Raw genomic sequence first — 20,527 nt, 5'->3', positions numbered from 1 at the left:
TTCAAATCGCCATAAAAAAGAGCGTAAATCCAGACACGAAGACAAATATAACAACTATTATAACAATTAAAGCCTGCTAATAATCTGTGTCCAATCCAAGGAATCCTCCTGTCTGATGAGCCCAGAGCTGTGCATAGATACCACCGAGTTTAACCAGCTCCCGATGTGTGCCCTGCTCTACGATTTCGCCTTTGTCCATAACAATCAGTCGATCCATAGCCGCGATGGTTGAAAGCCGGTGAGCAATGGCGATAACCGTTTTACCTTCCATTAACTTATTCAGGCTGTGCTGAATGGCCGCTTCAACTTCAGAGTCTAATGCTGATGTTGCTTCATCTAAAATCAGGATGGGCGCATTTTTTAACAGCACACGAGCAATGGCAATACGTTGTCGCTGCCCACCCGAAAGCTTCACGCCGCGTTCGCCTACCTGAGCATCCAAACCAACCCGCCCGGCAGGATCCGACAGATTTTTAATGAAGTCACTGGCTTCAGCCTTCTCTGTTGCGTCTTGTAGATCGGCTTCGCTCGCGTCTGGACGACCATAAAGAATATTATCGCGCACCGAGCGATGCAGCAGAGAGGTATCCTGTGTCACCATACCAATATGCTGTCGCAGGCTCTCCTGGGAGACCTGGCTTATATCCTGCCCGTCAATCAGAATGCGCCCCGTGCCCACATCGTAAAAACGCATCAGAAGATTGACCAGTGTTGACTTGCCAGCACCAGAACGACCGACGATACCAATTTTTTCACCCTGTTTAATATGCAAATCAAGATGATCCATCACTCCCGATTTTTTACCGTAGTGAAATCCTACCTGCTCAAAAACAACTTCTCCTCTGGTGACGGATAATGCCTGGGCATTAGGAACATCAGACACTTCCTGAGGGTTAGACAGGGTTTTCATACCGTCAGCAACCGTACCTAAGTTCTCGAACAACGCACTAATCTCCCACATAATCCATTGGGCCATGCCGTTGATGCGTAGTGAGAGACTAACGGCCACCGCAATGGCGCCCACCGTAATAGCACTGTCTTTCCACAACCAGAGAGCGAAGGCAGCCACGCAAAATGCCAGAAAATAATTGATAAACTGCACACAAAAATTCAGCCCTGTGACTAAACGCATCTGCCGGTATACGCTATCCAGAAAACCAACCATACCCTCTTCTGCATATTTTGATTCCCGGTCCGTATGCGAGAACAACTTGACCGTCTGAATATTGGTATAGCTATCGACGAGGCGTCCCGTCATCAGGCTGCGCGCATCCGCCTGCTCTGTCGACACGGCTTTGAGTTTGGGAACAAAGTACATCTGAATGCCGATATAACAAGCCATCCAAATCAGCATAGGGACAATTAAACGGATATCGGCCTGCGCCATCAAGACGATAATTGAGATGAAGTACACCAGCACAAACACCATCACATCGAGCAGCTTCATGACGGTTTCACGAATAGCTAAAGAGGTTTGCATCACCTTGGTTGCAATGCGCCCGGCAAAATCATTACTGTAAAAAGAAACACTTTGCTTAAGCAGATACCGATGAGCCATCCAACGAATAGCCATAGGATAATTACCGAGCAATGTCTGATGCACAATCAGTCCATGCAACAGCACCAGTACCGGTAAAACGACCAGAACCATCAGGCTCATGAGCAGCAAGCGGCCACCTTCATCCTGAAACAGAGTCTCGGGCGTTTTGGTTACCAGCCAATCTACCAACTCGCCCATGAAACCAAACAGCGTAACTTCAGCCATTGCAATCAATGCAGTCAGAACCGCCATCATCAAAAGATAGATTTCACTACCTTTCGTATAATGGCGGCAAAACGCATAAATACCTTTGGGCGGTTGTTGTGCCTCTTCAGGAGGGAAAGCCGCAACCAATCGCTCAAAAAATGCAAACATAGTGTTCCTTAGCCTGTCGTCGGAGTAGAGTTTCAGCCTAATACTTCAGAGTAAAGCATTAGGCTAAAGTTTCAGACGACGTATACTAACATCAATGCAGTTTCATTTTCGGTTTTACGCTACGCGCAATTTTCTGAGCCAACATCACGGCCGAGGCTCTTAGCCACCCATGGATAGCGATCTGATGCATGCGGTAAAGTGAAACATACACAACCCGTGCCAGGCGTCCTTCAATAAACATCGAGCCCTGGTTAAGGCTTCCCATGAGGCTGCCTACCGTGCTGTATTTACTAAGATTCACCAGTGAACCGTAATCTTTATAAAGATAACTCTGCAAGGGTTTATGTTGCGCCTGCAATACAATGTTCCTGCCTACCATACTGGCCATCTGATGGGCTGATTGCGCTCTCGGCGGTACCCAGCTAGCATCAGGCTGTTGACATGCACAACAATCACCCAGCACGTAAATATGCTCATCAACGGTGCTCTGCAGCGTCGGCTTAACAATAATCTGGCCTGTCCTATTCGTCTCAAAGACCGCCATAGATTTCACAAAATCAGGGGCTTTAACCCCCGCCGCCCATACCGCCAGATCGGCATCGATACGGTTACCATCTTGCGTTTCAAAGCCATTTTCATCCGCCGCAATCACCCGGGTATTTTCCAGAATAGTCACACCTAGCTTTTTAAGCTCACGCTGTACCGACGAGGCAATCCGTTCAGGTAACGCGGGCAGTAAACGCGGGCCCGCTTCAATCAGTGATATTTTTAAGCGCTTTGCAGACATCTGCGGCATCCCATAGACCTTGAGCAGATCGGCCACATGAAAAAGCTCGGCGGCAAGCTCTACCCCCGTGGCTCCGCCGCCCACGATCGCTAATTGCAGAGCACTGTCATTTGATTGTTGATTAATTCTGAGAAAATGATTCAGTAAGGTACGATGGAAACGTTCGGCCTGTTGATGCGAATCGAGATAATAACAATGCTTAGCTACCCCTGGCGTGCCGAAATCATTACTGACACTGCCGACGGCCATAACGAGCGTATCGTAGCCAATATCGCGTGCTGGTAGTACCTCTTTGCCTTCTTCATCATTGAGCGCCTCTAAACGAATAGTTTTAGCACTATGATCAATACCGACCATCGTTCCTTGCTGGAACTGATAATGATGAATACTGGAATGCGCACGATACACCACACCGTCGGTATTGATATCCAAGACCCCTGTCGCGACTTCATGTAACAGTGGCTTCCATATATGCGAGCGGTTTTTATCGATCAGAACAACCGTCGTCTGATCTGCTTTGTTTTTTTTATGGGAGTTCTTTCCATACTGATGACCTAATCGGGTCGCCAGCTCCAAACCGCCGGCACCCCCTCCAACAATAACAATCGTTTGCATTTTATTTTCCTGAAAAAGTGTCAGGTTAGGACTTTATAAAGCCACTCGTAAGAGCTCCTTTAAAGAAAAGCCTTAACCTGATCTTTCTCAATTAGAGCCCTGATTTGATTCTTTAACAGCAGCGCTGCATCAGATTATCGCATGGTAAGACTGATGCACAACAACCCAATATAGCCATACTACCTATACTTTAGCGCTGTCAATTTTGGGCTGGCTATACAATGCGATCAATGCAGCGCTCCATTAACATAGATTACTGTTAACGCCCTTAACTCAAGGCCACTCACCATAAGATAGGGATACGAACATATGCACCTCATAAGCGTTTGAAAATGCTTCGACTATACTAAACTTAAGAGTTTATCTTGTTATCCAGACGCCGTCTGGATACTGTTTAGTCGGCGAGTGAAACACGTCTGAAAACACAAGGCACAAAAAATGAAGACCAGTAAACCTGAATCCGATCCCGATGGTACTTCCTATAGTGAAGATTCCTATAGCAAAATAACATCCTCGTTAATCGTCCCTGTGCTAGCTGGTGGGGGTAGCCGACTCTCTGCACATATTGGCGTATTAACAGCACTTAAGGAAATGGGGCTTGAATTTCCATCACTGGTTGGCGTTTCAGGAGGCAGCATTGTCGGGGCTTTGTTCGCTGCGGGTTATTCACTTGATCAGATAAGAGTCATTGCAGAAGAAACCGATTTTGGGCAGTTTCTAGGTCAATCATTCTACCGTTTATTACGCACGGGAGGGTTGTCTACGGGTGACCGTTTTGAAGAATGGATGGACGATAAACTTGACGGTGTCACATTTGCTGAACTCGCTTACCCTTTTTATGTGGTAGCTACTGATGTCCGCTCGGGACAACCCGTGATTTTTGATAAAGTGAGGACCCCGCATCTTAAAGTTTCGTTGGCCGTTCGTTTTTCGATGTCGATCCCGATTCTATTTAGCTTTAAGGAATTTGAAGGACATTTGATGGTGGATGGCAGCATTCTGTCAGAGGAGTCGTTGCAACAAGACTGGGCCGGCGACGGATCACCAGTGGTGGTCTTCCGTTTAAGCAGTATTCAAGATATAGCAAGCCCGAAAAGATTCAGAGTGTTTCCGCTGATAAGTTATTTATCATTATTAATCCGAACCTTTATGACGACAATGTCCAGAGAATACATCAGCGAACACTTTTGGCATTCAACCGTTGTTATCCATGCAGGAAGCATCTCTCCTACAAATTTTCGTCTCAGTGCGGAACAAAAAAGTGCTCTTTTTCAAGTTGGCTACACAACGACCCGCAGTATTGTTCCTATGAAAATATCGAGAGCCATACCAATATTTACCCGCTAACCCGCCGCTAACCAGATCCCAACTCCTATCATCAAACTCCCGGCGATACGGTTCATCATCCGCACGTTGCCACTTTTCAACAAAAAGGTGCGCATCGTTTTGCCACCACTCGCGTAACCCAGCAAACAGATAAATTCAACCAGCAGGATGATCATAATCAAGATCGATAACTGCGGTGCAAGCGGCGAATCCGGATTAATAAAGGGTGGCAACAATGAGATAAAAAACGCCCACCCCTTTGGGTTGGCGACCGCAGTAACGAACCCTTGTAATGCCAATGCCTGCCGAGTCGCGACAGGCTGAGAGGCATTACCTTCTGTTACGGCCATTTTTCCGCGTGATTGCCACATCTGGATACCCAGATAGATAAGGTAAGCGCCGCCTACATATTTAAATACCGCGAAAACACCCGGGTAGTTAAGCATAATAGTGGCCACACCTAGCACTGCTAATAATGCAACCAGACCAACGCCAACGAGTTCACCTGCCATCATCCATAAAGTGCGGCGAATACCAATTGTCATACCCATGGTCATCGAGAGTGTCATGCACATACCCGGGGTGGCTGAGACAAAGAAAAATGTGGGGATAAAAACAGCTAATAACGAAAGTTCTAACATCAATAAACTACCTTGTCTCTTAACTACCCTGTCACTTAACGACCGTATCTCTTAATAATTTTAGTCGTGTGCGTCCGTAAAAATCCTTTATACATCAGATTGACTCCCTAGTCAGTTATTACTTGCTCTTTTGCCCTATCGACTCAATGATGTTCTGTAGATGCTGCACACCGACGTGCATTTCATTAATTTTCGCTCCGGCATACCCTAAAATAAGTCCCGAGCACGACGGATTATCGCTTGTTAGTGATCGATCATATGAAGATAAGGCCCGAATACCCAGGCCTATATCATTGGCGTTTTGGCATATTTCCCTATCGCAAAAGCTCGCATCCGGAAGCCGATAGACACTGTGCATCCCACCTTTACTGGGCACTAATGATAATCGCGGTAAGGCAGCGTGCATTAACGTATCAAGCTCAGCTTTTTTAGTCTTGTATAGCTTTCGCATCCGCCGCAAATGCCGCCCGTATGTACCGTCCAGCATAAAATTGGCCATCGCCATTTGTTGCTGACTTGATAATCCGCCATCAACAAAATGTTTATACTTTTTAAAAAGAGTGATTAAGGGTTCAGGTAACACCATATAACCAAGGCGTATTCCGGGAAACATAGAACGGCTAAAAGTGCCGGTATAAATCACACGGCCTTGCGTATCCAGGCCATGTAATGCAGCAATACTGTGCCCGTCAAATATGAATTCACTGTCATAGTCATCTTCAATAATCCAGCCTTGCACAGCGTATACCCACTCAAGAATAGCTAAGCGGCGCGTAAGAGACAGCGTGTGTCCTAGCGGAAAACTACGTGAAGGGGTAATAATTAACGTCCGGCTTTGCTGCCACGCCTCGTTATCGGGATCAAAGCAGATACCTTCTTCGTCTGTCGGTACTAGAATCGGCTTTGCGCCAACCCCAGCCAAGATACCATCAATACCTTTAAAACCGATATCTTCAAGCAATACAGATTCATCAGCATTAACCAGTAAATTCAGAGCTATTGCTAACGCTTGCTGAGAGCCTGAGGTAATCATAAGCTGATCAGGATGACACTTAACGCCCCTTGTTAATAACAGATAATTGCAGACCTGTTCCCTTAATAAATTAACACCCATACCCGGTTGTTCTGAATACCCCCGACGATCACGCAAACCACGAGACATGGCTACCTGCCATTCTTTGGTCGGAAAGCACTCAATAGCGGGTTGCGCCGGTAAAAACAGGTCATCTAGATGAGGGGTTGTTGTAGGATGATTCGGAGCTGTTTTTTGAGAACCTTTATTTTGCGAATCTATTTCTTGAGAGCTTATATCTTGAGAGCCTGAATTTTGAAACGCCTGTATGCGTTGTCCCAAATCTGAAACACTCACAGCCTCATGCACAGAAAGACTATCCGCTGTGTTACCCGACAGCCACTTAAGATCAACAATCTCCGCCACATAGGTCCCGGCACCGTTGCGCGTTTCAAGAAATCCTTCGGCCTGAAGTAATTCATAAGCCGTTAATACCGAATTCCGTGAAATACCCATCTGCTTACTCAGATACCGGCTAGACGGTAACTTCTCGTTCGGTTTTAGCCGATTGGAGAAAATAGCGTCTTTAATATGCTCATAAAGTGCTGCATATTTCGATTGGCTGTCATTATCTCTTTGGATACTCAAAGGGATAAAAAGATCATCAGATAACTGCTTACTCACAAGTGGACCTATAAAAACATCACAAATCGGATCTTAATCTAGACCAGTACTCACGATATGATCAAGCCTTTCGATAATTAAAATCTTTAAGAGAGGAGCCCTGATGGGGACAGAAGAAGATGTATATTACCGTCTCTCTTTTCGATGGCATTGGTCGAGGATGACACATCTAAAATGGAGATACTCGATGCCCTCCTTGAAAAATTCAAAAAAAGGACGTTCAAAAGAAACCAAACCCGCCATTAAAGCAGAATTAAACGCGACGGCTGTAATCGAAATACTTATTCAAGAGGTGCCTGCGAAAATAAGGAGTGAAGGGCCTGAGGATGATGCAGACGATATGAATTATCCTGCCTGGGTAGGTGTTATCCCCATTGAAACTCGCTTCGGCACAGCGATACCAGAATTAACGCGACAAGCCATAAATAAAAAAACCTGCTTATTTAGCAGGTTTTTTATTGGTAAATTTATCGTGCGGCAGTTTGTGGTAAAAACAACGTGCTTATTGCATCAAAATACCAATGTGATGCACTAAACCATTCATCAATACTCTCCGACTCAAACACTCGTTCTATATAAGTATCAAGCAGAGCTTCGTGTTGCTCTACCCAGGTTTCAGAATTGCGTATTTTTGGGCACATAACGATATCTCCCTGCATAACGGCAGAACATTCTATAAAGTTCGACAGTATTATCGAATCAGATTACTTGAGTAGTTTACAGAGATTAATTGTGCAGTGCAACAAAATGTGACTTTAGTCTTAACCTTGCCACTTAACTATTTTTTTGATTTCTCATTAATAAAAACCTTCCGTACAAAGACTTTGCTACCTGAATGATCGCCAATGCGTTTGAAATGAAAACGCATTGGACTCTCATTTAAATTCTTATTTAAGCTCTTAAGCGCTTACTTCTGATGTATATAAGTTCCGGGAGCATCACAGATAGATTTATATCCAACCTGACTCCCAACCGATTTAGCCTCAACCATTTCACCTGAATACTTACCTAACCAACGATGCCATTCAGGCCACCAAGAGCCTTCATTAACAGGATTGTTGACTAACCACGTATCTGGATCGATATAACAATCATTTTCAGTTTCACTGGCAATACGGTACTGCCGGTGCTTATGTCCCGGTTCGCTAACAATACCCGCATTATGCCCACCGTTAGTCAGTACAAAAGTAACCTCTTCACTGTCCGACAGCAGATGCAATTTATAAACAGAATGCCATGGTGCTACATGGTCTTGCTCCGTACCTACCGAAAATATAGGTACATGAATATCTCGAATGGCGATCGGTTTATCTTCGACAAGATAGCGACCTGAAGCTAATTCATTATTGAGGAATAATTTTCGAAGATACTGCGAATGCATTTTGTAGGGCATGCGCGTCAGGTCGGCATTCCAAGCCATAAGATCACTCGCTCTTTCATCCTCACCTAGCAGGTAATGATGAACGATACGCGACCATATCAGATCATTTGAATGCAGAATCTGAAAAGCACCGGCCATTTGAGATCCATCGAGCACACCCTGATCCCACATCATTTTTTCCAAATAAGACACTTCACTTTCATTAGTGAAGATCATCAATTCGCCAGCTTCACTGAAATCGACTTGTGCCGCAAAGTGAGTCATCGATTTAAGGCGATTATCCCCATCGCGAGCCATCGTTGCTGCCGCAATCGATAGGAGCGTGCCACCTAAACAGTAACCAGTGGCGTGTATCTGTTGTTTTGGGCATATTTTACTCACAACATCCAGCGCCGCCATCACCCCGCGTTCACGATAACTTTCCATATCAAGATCACGATCCTCCGCCGTTGGATTAAGCCACGAGATCATAAAAACAGTATGGCCGTTATCAACAAGATATTTGACCATGGAATTATGCGGAGAAAGATCCAAAATGTAGTACTTCATAATCCATGCGGGCACGATAAGTATCGGCTCCGGATACACTTTTTCAGTCGTAGGCGTATATTGAATCAGCTCCATAAGATGATTGCGGAAAATAACTTTACCAGGAGTGAGGGCGACATCCACCCCTGGCGCATAATTGTCTGACCCTACCGGAACACGCCCTGCAATATGTCGGTCCAAGTCTTCAAGAAAATGCTGAAAGCCCTGTACCAGGTTCGCCCCCCCTTTCTCTGTCGTCGTCTGGATAACTTCTGGATTAAGGAATGGAATGTTACTGGGTGAAAACCTGTCCAGGGCCTGCCTTGCAATAAAGGAAATGCTTCGCTCATCTGCTTTAGATAGGCCATCAATATCTGTTGTTGCGTTATGCCACCATTGTTGTGTTAATAAAAAGTTCTGATGGATCAAATTATATGGCCACTGTTTCCAACCCGGATGCGAAAAACGCTTATCCTGGGGCAAAGGTTCAATGCAGGTTTCACACTCTTTTTGTATGACCGCCTGGCTATAACGAGAAAACTTAAGGGCTTTACGTCCTGCCTTTTCTACCAGGCGAACCTGCTTCCCCGGTGAAGATGCCAGATGAGTTGCCCATGTACAATAAAGGCTCATCAAACCAGCAGGAGAAATACCACCGGTCATACGCGCCATCCCCGCTTTGTAAGCATTATCCAAAGCAGTCACCGAAAAATACCCTGAATCAGAATCATCAATATTCAACGCAGTAACGCTTTGCTTAGGTGACTGAGATAGCGCACTATCAATCGTCTTACTCTTGTTGACTGTCATTAGATCCATCTCCTGAATTAGCTGGCAATTCGTAACATATCGTATTAATTATCTACCTAAATGCTAAAAGTGGAGTTGATCCGCATCATAGCTATTTACGAAGTCTCATAATTCTGTTTATAGACTACAAAGAAGGCGTATATTTCCTTAGTTAATTGGCTTTTGAGTATCTTAAACATATTCTTTATTTTTGCAGATGCTAGAATTACGTTTTTTTTGTGAACTCGATCCGTTTATTACTTATGCAAAAACTCACTGTGGTCCCCGTCCGATTTATTCCCTTTCGTAAAACTGATGTTATTGAGATGTGCTTGTCTAGCGGCGCTCTTGATCAACAACAACGTCAGCAGTTTCGCCAAGTAACGAGCTTGATTCAGAAGCTATTTCATTGTTCTTTTCAAATAAGAACTGATGCCTTAAAGGATAGTTTTGCCACTATAAATCCGGACGCTGATACTCTCAAAGTAGACCTGCCATCTACAATGCATCATGATGATCCGGCCTTTTCAGAACAGCTGAAAACACTGCTTGAAAAAGCCAACTATGAAAAAATCGAAGAACAGATTCTGCATCAATCGTTACGCCATAACTCCCTTCTTAAGGTGCGCTTAGACGTCGACTTCAGCGACTTTTCTGAGGTGCTGCTATTTGCCAGAGGAGAGCAACAACGAGATGCAACAGTATCTAACTTCTGGGGCCTACATCAGCGTAAAATACGCTTCATCAACTACGAACGTGTCGTGATTTTTCTTCGTTTTAATGAACAAATTGCTTTCAAACGGCAACAGGCATTAAATCTTCAGCCTGGGGGAGTCATTCTCAAACTTTTTAAAAACGTTCCTAAAGACGATTTGGAAATGCTTTTCCCCAATACCGAAATAAAAATGCGTCTGATTGATAAACTATTGATTGGCGTTCCTGCTGTTATTAGCGGCGGCATTGTTTTAACCACAAAACTAGGTGGATCCTTACTCTTGCTTGCGTCGTTATTCGGTTTTTGGCTGGGCCTGAAAAGCCAACCTGTTGAGCTGGATAAAGCAGCCCTCATTATATTACTTGCAGGATTTGGTGCTGTTGGCAGCTATCTATGGAAACAATTCAGTAATTTTAAAAACAGAAAACTTCAATTTGTTCAAACGTTGACACAACATCTTTATTTCAAAAATCTTGATAATAATGCCGGTGTATTTCATCGACTAGTCGATGACGCAGAAGAAGAAGAGAGCAAAGAAGCCATCCTTGCGTATTACTTCCTTCTTAACTCAACAGATTCAATGAGCAGACGAGAACTTGACAGATCAATAGAGTCTTGGTTTTCCGAAAAATGGAATTGTACAATTGACTTCGAAATTGATGATGCACTCGATAAGCTATCGAATCTGGGCTTAGTGATTGTTCAAAATGATCAGCGCCTATCTGCAATAGACTTACAGGGCGCTCAGAAAGTCCTCCTTAAGCATTGGGAGAATGCTGGCCTGTCATGAAATACACCAGAGGGCTGTTTTAATTGCTTACTCTTAAACTCTACGTTCTAGAATAAGGCAATTAAAACAGGTCTCTGACCTGTGCTATGGCCCTTATGCTTAAGAGCTCCTTTTTTGAGTGCCTTCTTACGATTAATAAACACCGCAGTCTTGTTAAATTTTCGTGCATGTTTAGCGACTATATTACCGACATTTGTATGTCGGGCATGGCTACTGCTCAGATCACCTGTACAGCTTTTAACTCGTATCTTTTTCATTCTATTATCCTGCATAACATGGATACTACTATTTTCTCTGTCACCACGTTCGGTCTAAAACAGATAGTGTATAGATATCAGATTTCTGACCTCATCGGGGCGTAATAGTTAAATATTATCTATATTTAGTTTAATATAAGTGGTAGTAATTGAGTGATCGCTCAAGTTAATAATTCACATGAATTTAAGTCGCTGACGCCGATCGATTACAGTCAGAAAGATGAATAAGGAATCTTTGTGAAGCATATAATTCTTTGTTTTATATCATTTTTTATAGTGTCATTAACGCTGAACAGCCACGCAGCGGATGACCATGAACAGGTATCGTTGCAGCTCCTCTGGAAGCATCAATTTCAGTTTGCAGGATACTATATTGCAAAAGAAAAAGGATTTTATGACACCGAAAAATTAAACGTGGACATACGTGAATATCAAAAGGGTATAAATGTCGTTAAAACCATTTTGGATAAAGAAGCAGACTTTGCTGTTGGCCGCTCCTCCATTCTGGCGAATAAAGGCAACGGCGCACCGATAATAGCCCTCTATGCCGCCTTTCAGAAATCCCCTCTGATGTTACTGACCCGTGGTGATATCAGAAGCCCCGCCGAACTCAAAGGTAAGCGGATGATGCTGACGAATGATGCTGTGGATGTTGCCGAAATTCAGGCCATGCTGATCAAGGCTGGCGTTTTCAAAGACGATTATATTCATCAAGACCATACATTTAATATTCTGGACCTTATTAATGGCAACACCGATGTGATGGGTGCGTACGTGTCGAATGAACCGTTTCAAATGTCATACTTAAACCAACCTTATTCTATTATTCATCCAGAAGATTATGGCTTCAATATGTACAGTGACATTTTGTTTACCCATAAACAAATGAGCACCGAAAATCCAGAATTAACGAAAAAATTCTTTGAAGCTTCTGTTAAAGGCTGGATCTATGCATTTGATCATATCGAGGAAACCGCAAAAATAATTTTTGAAAAGTACAACACCCAGAACCGTACACTGGACGCTCTTATTTATGAGGGTGAAGCATTAAAGAAACTATCCCTGATTGGTGGCATCCCATTTGGTAGCATAAATCAGGGACGCCTTGAGGCAATGGCTAGCGTTTACCTAATCAGTGGGCATCTGAATAATCAGTATGAAATCTCAGATTTCATCTATTCAGGTAATTCGTCCGCCGAGAGCAAACCTAATCACGATCTATTGTGGCAACTGGCTGCTTTTGTGATGTTTGTTATTGGATATCTTCTGTATAGAAATATAATGGAGTCTAAACGTAATCTTCAATTGGTTGTGATTGCAGAACATGACCAGCTGACTAAGCTTTTTAATCGCCACAAACTTATTGATAGTCTATCCGAATATATTAACTTGTCTGCACGCTATCAATGGAAACTGTCATGTATTTTCATCGATATTGATAATTTCAAGAACGTTAACGACATATTTGGACATAATATGGGTGATTTGTTACTCAAGGAGTTCGCTAAATTACTAACTGAACACACTCGTCGTACCGACATTATTGGTCGTTGGGGTGGTGAGGAGTTTGTCATAATTTTACCTGAAACAAGCGTGTTAACGGCCGAAGAAATAGCTACTAAACTGTGTGAAACGGTCTTTAATACGCAATTTTGTGTTGATCAGCAAATCTCATGCAGCTTAGGTGTAACACAGTACAGAAAAGACGAGACAAACGAAGAATTTATCGGACGTGCAGACGATGCCTTATACATTGCCAAGCATGCAGGTAAAAACCGTACCGCCGTTCTATAAAGAGGGAGCGGCATCCCACCCCCTAACTTATTAAGATTAACTATCAATCACTTAAAATATAGGCATCAAACCCTGAACATATAAGGGCTTGCTTAATTTTTTGCTTTAGCCCAAGAATCGCGCAGCGTTACTGTGCGATTAATCACGAGTTTATCTGCATTACTGTCTTTATCTATGCAGAAATAACCGGTACGCTCAAATTGATAGCGGGTTTCCGCAGGCGCATCTTTCAAACCTACCTCTACACGCGCATCGGGTAATACCACAAGAGAGTCTGGGTTCAGACAATCCATGAAGTTACGTTCTTTATCACCATCCGGATTTGCTTCCGTGAACAGGCGATCATACAGTCGTACTTCGCATGGCAGCGATAACTCTTCAGAAACCCAATGAATCACACCATTAGGCTTATAGCCTTCAGGGTTAGAACCTTTCGTTGCAGGGTCATAGGTGCAAAGCAATTCGATGATTTCACCCGTTGCATCCTTAATAACTTCATTACACGTAATCACGTAAGCACCACGCAAACGAACAGCATCACCCAGCGCAAGCCGCTTCCACTTCTCGTGCTTGTTTTTAGCCGGCGGCTTTACTTCCACAAAGTCTTCTTGCTCGATCAACAAATTACGCGTCAGGCCTACACGGCGAGTACCCATCGATTCATCTTTAGGGTGCGCAGGCAACTCAAACCACTCTTCTACACCTGCTTCCATATTGGTCAATGTGACTTTAAGTGGACGTGTTACACACATCGCACGTGGTACTGTTGAGTCTAAGTCATCACGGATAGCCGCTTCCAACATGCCCATATCAACAATACCATTAGAACGTGTCACTCCTATCATGTCACAAAAATGGCGCAGCGAAGCAGCGGTATAACCCCGGCGACGCAAGCCTGAAATGGTAGGTAAACGAGGATCATTCCAGCCAGTCACGACCTGATCATCGACTAACTGCTTGAGTTTACGCTTACTGGTGATCGTGTAATTAAGCTCAAGACGGGAGAACTCATACTGCTTAGGTTTTGATGGAACCGGCAAGTTCTCGATAAACCAGTCGTACAGTGGTCGATGATCTTCAAATTCCAGCGTACATAAAGAATGCGTGACACCTTCAATCGAATCCGACTGACCATGAGCGAAGTCATAGTTCGGATAAATACACCATTTATCGCCTGTCTGATGATGACTTGTATGTAAAATGCGATACAGCATCGGATCACGCAAATTCATATTAGCCGCGTTCATGTCGATTTTTGCTCGCAGGGAGCACGCGCCTTCCTTGAATTCACCGTTTTTCATACGTTCGAATAGCGACAGGTTCTCTTCAACGCTACGGTTACGAAAAGGGCTATCGGTACCGGGCTGATTGAATCCCCCCCGATATTCACGTGCCGTTTCAGCACTCAAATCACACACATAAGCATGACCTTCACTAATCAGGTGTTTTGCCCAGCTATAAAGTTGATCAAAATAAGAGGAAGTATAGCGAATTTCGCCTGTCCATTGATAACCCAGCCAATTGATATCGCTGATAATCGAATCTATATATTCCTGACTCTCTTTTTCAGGGTTGGTGTCATCAAAGCGTAAATGACAAATACCCTTATATTTTTCAGCAGTGCCAAAATTCAAGCATATAGCCTTTGCATGCCCGATATGGAGATAACCATTTGGCTCTGGCGGGAAGCGCATAACAACATCCCCACCGTGCACGTTATTCTGAATATCATCTTCGATGATCTGATGGATAAAATTCGTTGGCTTCTGGTTCGATTCGTTTTTAGACATGTTATCAGTATATATCCGAAGCTGTTGGCCGGACCTGATGAGGCCCCTATGAATGTGTATTATAAACACTTAGCGGTTTACTGCACACAGTGATCAAGCTGAAATTCCATCAAAGATTTTACTGTTTAGTCCGTACAGAGAGTTAAGACTTGCGTATAATAGTGTGAAAATGACTGCCAAGACAAAAAGGAACCATTAATGATCATTCTCCATACGAACCACGGCGACATCACTATAGAGCTCAACCACGACAAAGCGCCTGCTACAGCCGCTAACTTTGAGCAGTACGTTCGCGATGGTTTCTATGATGGCGTTATTTTCCATCGTGTAATTGATAACTTCATGATTCAGGGTGGCGGCTTTGCACCTGGAATGGTATCAAAAGAAACCCGTGAAACGATCGATAATGAAGGGGATAACGGTTTGTCTAATCAAGCGGGCACACTCGCTATGGCACGTACTATGGATCCACATTCAGCATCAGCACAGTTTTTTATTAACGTTTCGGATAATACTTTTCTTGATCACACCGCAAAAACCACTGAAGGCTGGGGCTATGCCGTTTTTGCTAAAGTCGTTGACGGATTAGATGTTGTAGAGAAAATTAAAAACGTTAAAACAACAATGACCGCTGGCCATCAGGACGTACCTGCTGAAGATGTCATTATTGAATCAGCTGAAATCACAGAAGAGTAACCTCATACTCCTATGAAAGTACTTTTTATTTCAGATCTTCATCTGAAAGCTGAACGCCCGGATATTACCCGGGCGTTTTTACATTTCCTGACGGATACTGCCCGCTCAGCTAATGCCCTGTATCTACTGGGCGATATTTTTGAGGCCTGGATCGGCGACGATGCTCCCGTGCCAGAATTCGAACCTATCTGTGCTGCACTTAAAACATTAAGCGACCAAGGCTGCATGCTCTATTTTCAGCATGGTAACCGTGATTTTTTAGTGGGCGATTCATTTCTGCAAAAAATCGGGGCAACCTTGCTTGATGAAAAACAGTTAATTGATCTCCCTATCGGACCTGCACTATTAATGCATGGCGATCAACTCTGTACAGACGATAAAGAGTATCAGGATTTTCGGAGCATGGTCAGAAACCCTGCCTGGCAACAAGCGTTTCTGTCAAAACCCATTAATGAACGTCTAGCTATTGCCCGACAGTTAAGAGCAACAAGCCAGCAGCGTGCAACTGAAAAAACAGATGAAATAATGGATGTAAATGCTGTAGCCGTGGCTACCGCGCTATCTGAGTCTAAGGTTGAGTTAATGATTCACGGACATACCCACCGACCCGCTATCCATTACGCTCAGTTAAATGCAACTCACGGCACCCGGGTTGTACTTGGCGACTGGGATACGTCGTTATGGTACCTCTCCTGCGATGAAAACGGACTGACTCTCGTTGACGAAGCTATTGGTTAAAATGCAATTCGTTATAGCGCTCAGTTATGCAACCCGATTTCCTATTCAGCTATAATGCCGTGTTCTCTGTAGGAACGCCGCTATGAAATCTGAATAAATCATCTTCTGACTCAATCAATTCTCGCTCTGCTTCGCGAAAAACCGCCACCCTATCTGCTATAGACTCACCGGCATACGCCTCAGCTAAACTTAAGTAATCCTGATAATGGCGACATTCAGATTTGAGCAGCGAGCGATAGAACTTTGCCAACACCTCATCCAGATGAGGCGCTAATTTTGCAAAGCGCTCGCATGAACGAGCCTCAATAAACGCCCCCACAATCATAGTATCAATCAAACGGGCAGGCTCATGATTACGAACGTGTTTGCGCATACCGCCGGCATAACCAGCAGATGACATATGGCAATAATCAATTCCACGGGCCTGCAGAAGTTCCAATACTTGCTCAAAATGAATAAGCTCTTCACGCGCAAGCCGAGACATTTTATTTAAGAGGTCCGGCCGATCTACATAACGAAACATAAGCGTCATAGCGGTAGAGGCTGCTTTTTTCTCACAATGAGCATGATCGATTAAAAGTACATCCTGATTTTTTAGCGCGTGCTCTATCCACAGCAAAGGTGTTTCACAGGCCAAAAAATCATGTATTTCGTTAAGCGCGTCCATTGATATCACCTTATAAATTAGGCCGTTAGTATACACTGCTGTAAAAAGTTGTTACATCCTCCTGCCTTTCATCTAAACTTAACTTGAAATGAACGAAGGTTAATCGGCAACAACAGGATTATATGATATTGGCTTCCAGCAGTGATTTTTCTTATAAAAGCAAGCTACATCAACAGGACAATTTACTGGAAACTATTTTTAATAGAATCACACTTCCAACTTTCGTTTTGGATCAAAATCACACCATTGTCTTTTGGAACCATGCTTTAGAACAACTAACATCACACAATAAAAACAACATGATTGGCACTCAAAATCAGTGGATGGCTTTCTATGCATCTAAGCGACCTACGCTCGCCGACTTGATTATTGAAGGCGGGAAAGATGACGCTGTTTCACACTTTTATAAGAACAAATACAGAAAATCCCCCTTAATTGAAGATGCATTTGAAGCCGAAGATTTTTTCCCTGATATCGGTGGAAAAGGTGAATGGCTCTCTTTTACCGCTGCCAGTATCAAAGATGAAAATGGTAACGTCATTGGAGCTATTGAAACGCTGCTCAATATCAGTGTTACAAAACAAAGCCAAATTGCACTCAAAGAAAGCGAAGAGCGTTATAAACAATTAAGTATTACTGATAACCTGACAGGCTTATACAACAAAAGACACTTTACTGAACGTTTAATGACTGAACTTGAACGAGCCCATCGTTACGACCAACACTTTTCTCTTTGCCTTATTGATCTCGATAATTTCAAGCAGATGAATGACAACTATGGCCACCTGTTCGGAGACCAAATTCTGGCAGAATTTGGATGTATTATTAAAAAGAACTTACGCAATAGTGACACTGCCTATCGTTATGGTGGAGAAGAGTTTGTAATTATTCTTCCAGGCAGTTTGCTTGACGGCTCGCGCGTAGTTGCGAATAGAATCAGAGTAGATTTAGTTGAAAAAATATTCCTTTGTGATGACGATCAAAACCCAATCACACTCACCGCTAGTTTTGGGATTACCGTGTCCAGCAGCGAAGACAGCAAAATAGAAGAGCTCATCAGGCGAGCGGATAAAGCACTTTATCTTGCTAAAAAGACAGGCAAGAACAAAGTAGAATCGCTTGTTACCAGTGTATTATCAGCCGGATCCCCTTAATCTATAAGGGTATCAATCAAATCGATCATGAACTCAGTATCCTCTTGGTTCATACGAATCCATCCTGAAATTTGCATACTATCCAATACCGCCCTTCCCTTTGGCTCATTTTGCATAGCCAGCAAGCGCTCCGAAATAGTAGGAATAAGATGCTGAATGCCAGGCCCAGCCAACAAGGTATGGTGTATTACACCAATCTGGCTTTCAACCAACACTCGCATTTGACTACGGATTAAATCAGAAAGATCTAAAAAAGCCTCTTTCAAAAAGAATCCAATATCAGCCTGCCCGTTAAGTAAGCGCTTAGCCACAATGACATAACTGTGCGCCGGGACAATCACAACATTTGAACTATCCAGATCAGCAGGCTCAATCATGATCATACCCATCATATGCACATCAGGATCATGGGTCGTAGCAATGATCGTCCCTTCAGTCAGATCATCAATACTTTTGAACAATGAGGCTTTAGGTACAGCAATAATCGTTTCATCAGAAGTATTACTAGGCCGCACCACTGCTTTAAATCCTTTTTCACGTACCAGCATTGCAGCATCAAAAGGGTTAGCGTAGATAAGATCAATTTTATCTAATTGGATATCACGACGCTGTGAATCAAAATCATCATAAAGCTCAAGATGAAGCGAAGTCTCAAGCTGACGCTGCAGCCAGGTATTAAAAATAAACCAGCCCGACAAATGCTCTGGAGAAAAATCAGGGCTAACAGATAACGTGTACGCACTCATCAGATCTGCCTACCGGGATGCATGGTTGCGTATAATTCTGTGCAGGAATCGACCTTACTACGTGAGGGTTTTCTTCTGACCGAAGTGTATCCCATAAGTTCTCCATTTCGAATATTAGGTATCACCGTAGCCTTTACCCAGTAATAAGCACCGTCTTTGCGAAGGTTTTTAACGTAACCATGCCACTTCCTTCCTGACTGGATCGTATCCCAAAGATCCTTAAATGCCTTTGCCGGCATATCAGGGTGACGTAATATTGAATGATTCATCCCTATCAATTCATGTAACGAGTAACCAGACATGTCGATAAATGCCTGGTTCGCATGAGTAATAACCCCGGACGGGGTGGTACGGGAAACAATCAGCTTACCATCAGGATAAGGCACCTCCTGATCGATAATTTCTACCTCTCGAGAAGTACTATCATGGTAGGTAATCAGCATAGAAAGAGTGGCTCCTCAATTATAACAGCTTGCCAATTGCTTCAGCCGCACGTTTCACATCTAGAAAAATCAAGCCTAAACGCGCATTAGGTTTTGCCACAACCGTTAACACAGAATCACTATTTGCATGAGTCATTAAGATGTAACCATTTACCCCTTTGACCAACACCTGCTCCAGTTCACCACGAGCAAGTTCCTGTGCTGTTCTTTCTCCCAAAGATAGCATCGCTGCGCTCATAGCACCTACTCGGTCTTCGTCCATACTGGCAGGCAACAATGCTTCTATCATCAATCCATCCGTTGAGATAACAGCAGAGGCTTCAATCTCAGCAGACGTTCCATTCAGGTCACTGAGAATAGACCTCATCATTTCAGAACGCATACAACTTCACTCCATTATTTATTATCAGGTTTACTTATCAAGATAGCGACTCGTAAGCGCGCTGATCAATTCAACATACTGATGTTGATTTAAATTAGGCTGACCATGGATCACGACTGCAAATAGTTGTGATCCGATATGGATGATCCAAATCCCCAGCATGCTATTCCCTACCGGATCCAATAACCCCCAGGAGTCACCCATTAACTCTAACTCTTTATTGAGTAACAACTGATGACGCTGGTGTAACGAAATAATATCTGCTGCTAATGCGGCAAGCGCATCCGCATGATCTCTATCAAAACCTGAAGACCCTAAACAGAATCCCTGATCATCTCCCAACACAACTTTTCCGGTAGAAGAAAGTGTCAGTAAAATCTCTGCCAGCGTGGCTTCGAGACTATCTTGCCTTGGAATGATCGGCTCAGGCATCAATGCGAGAAATCTACGCGCAATCAGGCGATTAAATAAAACACCTGCTAACTCTTTCTCTAAATCTGCTAACTCTGCAAATAGCTCGAGAGAGAACTCAATGGGAATATCGCTACTCATTAGCTGCAGCAATAAAGCTCTCGCATCATCAGGCTGGGAGTTAACCGTAGCATAATAAGCACCGCTTGGCGTAACCTGTAGGTATCGCTTCTTAATCTCTTCCCTCATCACATTATCTCTCACTC

At 43.6% G+C, this 20,527-nt stretch carries 19 protein-coding genes; 7 read left to right on the top strand and 12 right to left on the bottom strand.

Annotated features, from left to right (window positions below; translation table 11 throughout):
• Positions 1-76 precede the first annotated feature (76 nt).
• Complete coding sequence (locus Nant_RS13285) at positions 77-1,915, bottom strand: ABC transporter ATP-binding protein (RefSeq protein WP_054342145.1); 1,839 nt, start codon at positions 1,913-1,915, stop codon at positions 77-79.
• 91 nt (positions 1,916-2,006) lie between these two features.
• Entirely contained in the window at positions 2,007-3,317 is a 1,311-nt protein-coding gene (locus Nant_RS13280; protein WP_054342144.1) for an NAD(P)/FAD-dependent oxidoreductase, read from the bottom strand.
• Positions 3,318-3,755: 438 nt separating this feature from the next.
• Between Nant_RS13280 and Nant_RS13275 the strand changes: the two genes are divergently transcribed.
• Positions 3,756-4,664 (top strand): patatin-like phospholipase family protein, encoded by a 909-nt coding sequence (locus tag Nant_RS13275; RefSeq protein WP_082400259.1) that lies wholly within the window; start codon positions 3,756-3,758, stop codon positions 4,662-4,664.
• Here Nant_RS13275 and Nant_RS13270 read toward each other — a convergent pair.
• A complete protein-coding gene (locus tag Nant_RS13270) occupies positions 4,661-5,284 on the bottom strand; it encodes a LysE family translocator (protein WP_054342143.1) in 624 nt (207 codons plus the stop codon). The two genes, Nant_RS13275 and Nant_RS13270, sit on opposite strands and share 4 nt — an antisense overlap.
• Before the next feature lie 118 nt (positions 5,285-5,402).
• Positions 5,403-6,980, bottom strand: a complete 1,578-nt coding sequence (gene pdxR, locus Nant_RS13265) for a MocR-like pyridoxine biosynthesis transcription factor PdxR (protein WP_054342142.1) — start codon at positions 6,978-6,980, stop codon at positions 5,403-5,405.
• A gap of 103 nt (positions 6,981-7,083) precedes the next feature.
• Between pdxR and Nant_RS13260 the strand changes: the two genes are divergently transcribed.
• On the top strand, positions 7,084-7,515 hold the full coding sequence (locus tag Nant_RS13260; protein WP_143773589.1) for a hypothetical protein: 432 nt from the start codon (positions 7,084-7,086) through the stop codon (positions 7,513-7,515).
• Between the two features lie 372 nt (positions 7,516-7,887).
• Here the strand turns inward: Nant_RS13260 and Nant_RS13255 are convergent, their stop codons facing one another.
• Positions 7,888-9,699, bottom strand: a complete 1,812-nt coding sequence (locus tag Nant_RS13255; protein ID WP_143773588.1) for a PHA/PHB synthase family protein — start codon at positions 9,697-9,699, stop codon at positions 7,888-7,890.
• Between the two features lie 242 nt (positions 9,700-9,941).
• Here Nant_RS13255 and Nant_RS13250 point away from each other — a divergent pair, with 242 nt between their 5' ends.
• Complete coding sequence (locus tag Nant_RS13250) at positions 9,942-11,183, top strand: TMEM143 family protein (protein ID WP_076496091.1); 1,242 nt, start codon at positions 9,942-9,944, stop codon at positions 11,181-11,183.
• A gap of 47 nt (positions 11,184-11,230) precedes the next feature.
• Here Nant_RS13250 and Nant_RS21930 read toward each other — a convergent pair whose 3' ends face one another.
• Complete coding sequence (locus Nant_RS21930; protein WP_054342139.1) at positions 11,231-11,440, bottom strand: DUF7230 family protein; 210 nt, start codon at positions 11,438-11,440, stop codon at positions 11,231-11,233.
• 237 nt (positions 11,441-11,677) lie between these two features.
• On the opposite strand from Nant_RS21930, the gene Nant_RS13240 reads away from it, so the two are divergent.
• Positions 11,678-13,234 carry a GGDEF domain-containing protein gene (locus Nant_RS13240; protein ID WP_054342138.1) on the top strand — a complete coding sequence of 519 codons (1,557 nt, stop codon included), beginning with the start codon at positions 11,678-11,680 and terminating at the stop codon, positions 13,232-13,234.
• A gap of 92 nt (positions 13,235-13,326) precedes the next feature.
• Here Nant_RS13240 and Nant_RS13235 read toward each other — a convergent pair whose 3' ends face one another.
• On the bottom strand, positions 13,327-15,024 hold the full coding sequence (locus tag Nant_RS13235) for a glutamine--tRNA ligase/YqeY domain fusion protein (RefSeq protein ID WP_054342137.1): 1,698 nt from the start codon (positions 15,022-15,024) through the stop codon (positions 13,327-13,329).
• Positions 15,025-15,222: 198 nt separating this feature from the next.
• On the opposite strand from Nant_RS13235, the gene Nant_RS13230 reads away from it, so the two are divergent.
• Both Nant_RS13230 and Nant_RS13225 read left to right on the top strand, forming a co-directional pair.
• Positions 15,223-15,720, top strand: coding sequence for a peptidylprolyl isomerase (locus Nant_RS13230; protein ID WP_054342136.1), 498 nt, complete (start codon positions 15,223-15,225; stop codon positions 15,718-15,720).
• A gap of 12 nt (positions 15,721-15,732) precedes the next feature.
• The gene (locus Nant_RS13225) at positions 15,733-16,458 is read left to right on the top strand and encodes a UDP-2,3-diacylglucosamine diphosphatase (RefSeq protein WP_054342135.1); all 726 of its coding nucleotides are present in this window, start codon (positions 15,733-15,735) and stop codon (positions 16,456-16,458) included.
• Between the two features lie 49 nt (positions 16,459-16,507).
• On the opposite strand, the gene Nant_RS13220 is transcribed toward Nant_RS13225, so the two are convergent.
• Entirely contained in the window at positions 16,508-17,125 is a 618-nt protein-coding gene (locus tag Nant_RS13220; RefSeq protein WP_054342134.1) for a MiaE family protein, read from the bottom strand.
• Positions 17,126-17,247: 122 nt separating this feature from the next.
• On the opposite strand from Nant_RS13220, the gene Nant_RS13215 reads away from it, so the two are divergent.
• A complete protein-coding gene (locus tag Nant_RS13215) occupies positions 17,248-18,279 on the top strand; it encodes a sensor domain-containing diguanylate cyclase (RefSeq protein WP_054342133.1) in 1,032 nt (343 codons plus the stop codon).
• Here Nant_RS13215 and Nant_RS13210 read toward each other — a convergent pair.
• From Nant_RS13210 to Nant_RS13195, 4 genes are read right to left on the bottom strand one after another with little or no spacing between them, the layout of a single operon-like run.
• On the bottom strand, positions 18,276-19,025 hold the full coding sequence (locus Nant_RS13210; protein WP_054342132.1) for a phosphate/phosphite/phosphonate ABC transporter substrate-binding protein: 750 nt from the start codon (positions 19,023-19,025) through the stop codon (positions 18,276-18,278). The two genes, Nant_RS13215 and Nant_RS13210, sit on opposite strands and share 4 nt — an antisense overlap.
• The gene (locus tag Nant_RS13205) at positions 19,025-19,468 is read right to left on the bottom strand and encodes a PAS domain-containing protein (RefSeq protein ID WP_054342131.1); all 444 of its coding nucleotides are present in this window, start codon (positions 19,466-19,468) and stop codon (positions 19,025-19,027) included. Before Nant_RS13205 ends, Nant_RS13210 begins: the two co-directional genes overlap by 1 nt.
• 19 nt (positions 19,469-19,487) lie before the next feature.
• Positions 19,488-19,850 carry a roadblock/LC7 domain-containing protein gene (locus tag Nant_RS13200; RefSeq protein WP_054342130.1) on the bottom strand — a complete coding sequence of 121 codons (363 nt, stop codon included), beginning with the start codon at positions 19,848-19,850 and terminating at the stop codon, positions 19,488-19,490.
• A 30-nt stretch (positions 19,851-19,880) separates the two neighbouring features.
• Complete coding sequence (locus Nant_RS13195; protein WP_054342129.1) at positions 19,881-20,510, bottom strand: hypothetical protein; 630 nt, start codon at positions 20,508-20,510, stop codon at positions 19,881-19,883.
• Positions 20,511-20,527 lie beyond the last annotated feature (17 nt).

The sequence above is a fragment of the Neptunomonas antarctica genome, from assembly GCF_001305295.1.
Taxonomy (GTDB): domain Bacteria; phylum Pseudomonadota; class Gammaproteobacteria; order Pseudomonadales; family Balneatricaceae; genus Neptunomonas; species Neptunomonas antarctica.
Note: the sequence above shows the minus strand (reverse complement) of the source record. Positions and strands in the feature narration are given on the sequence as shown.

Coding starts and splice junctions, on each gene's coding strand:
- Nant_RS13275 (WP_082400259.1), top strand. CDS start 3,756: ATGAAGACCAGTAAACCTGAATCCGATCCCGATGGTACTTCCTATAGT.
- Nant_RS13235 (WP_054342137.1), bottom strand. CDS start 15,024: ATGTCTAAAAACGAATCGAACCAGAAGCCAACGAATTTTATCCATCAG.
- Nant_RS13270 (WP_054342143.1), bottom strand. CDS start 5,284: ATGTTAGAACTTTCGTTATTAGCTGTTTTTATCCCCACATTTTTCTTT.
- Nant_RS13195 (WP_054342129.1), bottom strand. CDS start 20,510: ATGAGGGAAGAGATTAAGAAGCGATACCTACAGGTTACGCCAAGCGGT.
- Nant_RS21930 (WP_054342139.1), bottom strand. CDS start 11,440: ATGAAAAAGATACGAGTTAAAAGCTGTACAGGTGATCTGAGCAGTAGC.
- Nant_RS13255 (WP_143773588.1), bottom strand. CDS start 9,699: ATGACAGTCAACAAGAGTAAGACGATTGATAGTGCGCTATCTCAGTCA.
- Nant_RS13225 (WP_054342135.1), top strand. CDS start 15,733: ATGAAAGTACTTTTTATTTCAGATCTTCATCTGAAAGCTGAACGCCCG.
- Nant_RS13200 (WP_054342130.1), bottom strand. CDS start 19,850: ATGCGTTCTGAAATGATGAGGTCTATTCTCAGTGACCTGAATGGAACG.
- Nant_RS13285 (WP_054342145.1), bottom strand. CDS start 1,915: ATGTTTGCATTTTTTGAGCGATTGGTTGCGGCTTTCCCTCCTGAAGAG.
- Nant_RS13260 (WP_143773589.1), top strand. CDS start 7,084: ATGGGGACAGAAGAAGATGTATATTACCGTCTCTCTTTTCGATGGCAT.
- Nant_RS13230 (WP_054342136.1), top strand. CDS start 15,223: ATGATCATTCTCCATACGAACCACGGCGACATCACTATAGAGCTCAAC.
- Nant_RS13215 (WP_054342133.1), top strand. CDS start 17,248: ATGATATTGGCTTCCAGCAGTGATTTTTCTTATAAAAGCAAGCTACAT.
- Nant_RS13250 (WP_076496091.1), top strand. CDS start 9,942: ATGCAAAAACTCACTGTGGTCCCCGTCCGATTTATTCCCTTTCGTAAA.
- Nant_RS13280 (WP_054342144.1), bottom strand. CDS start 3,317: ATGCAAACGATTGTTATTGTTGGAGGGGGTGCCGGCGGTTTGGAGCTG.
- Nant_RS13220 (WP_054342134.1), bottom strand. CDS start 17,125: ATGGACGCGCTTAACGAAATACATGATTTTTTGGCCTGTGAAACACCT.
- Nant_RS13205 (WP_054342131.1), bottom strand. CDS start 19,468: ATGCTGATTACCTACCATGATAGTACTTCTCGAGAGGTAGAAATTATC.
- Nant_RS13210 (WP_054342132.1), bottom strand. CDS start 19,025: ATGAGTGCGTACACGTTATCTGTTAGCCCTGATTTTTCTCCAGAGCAT.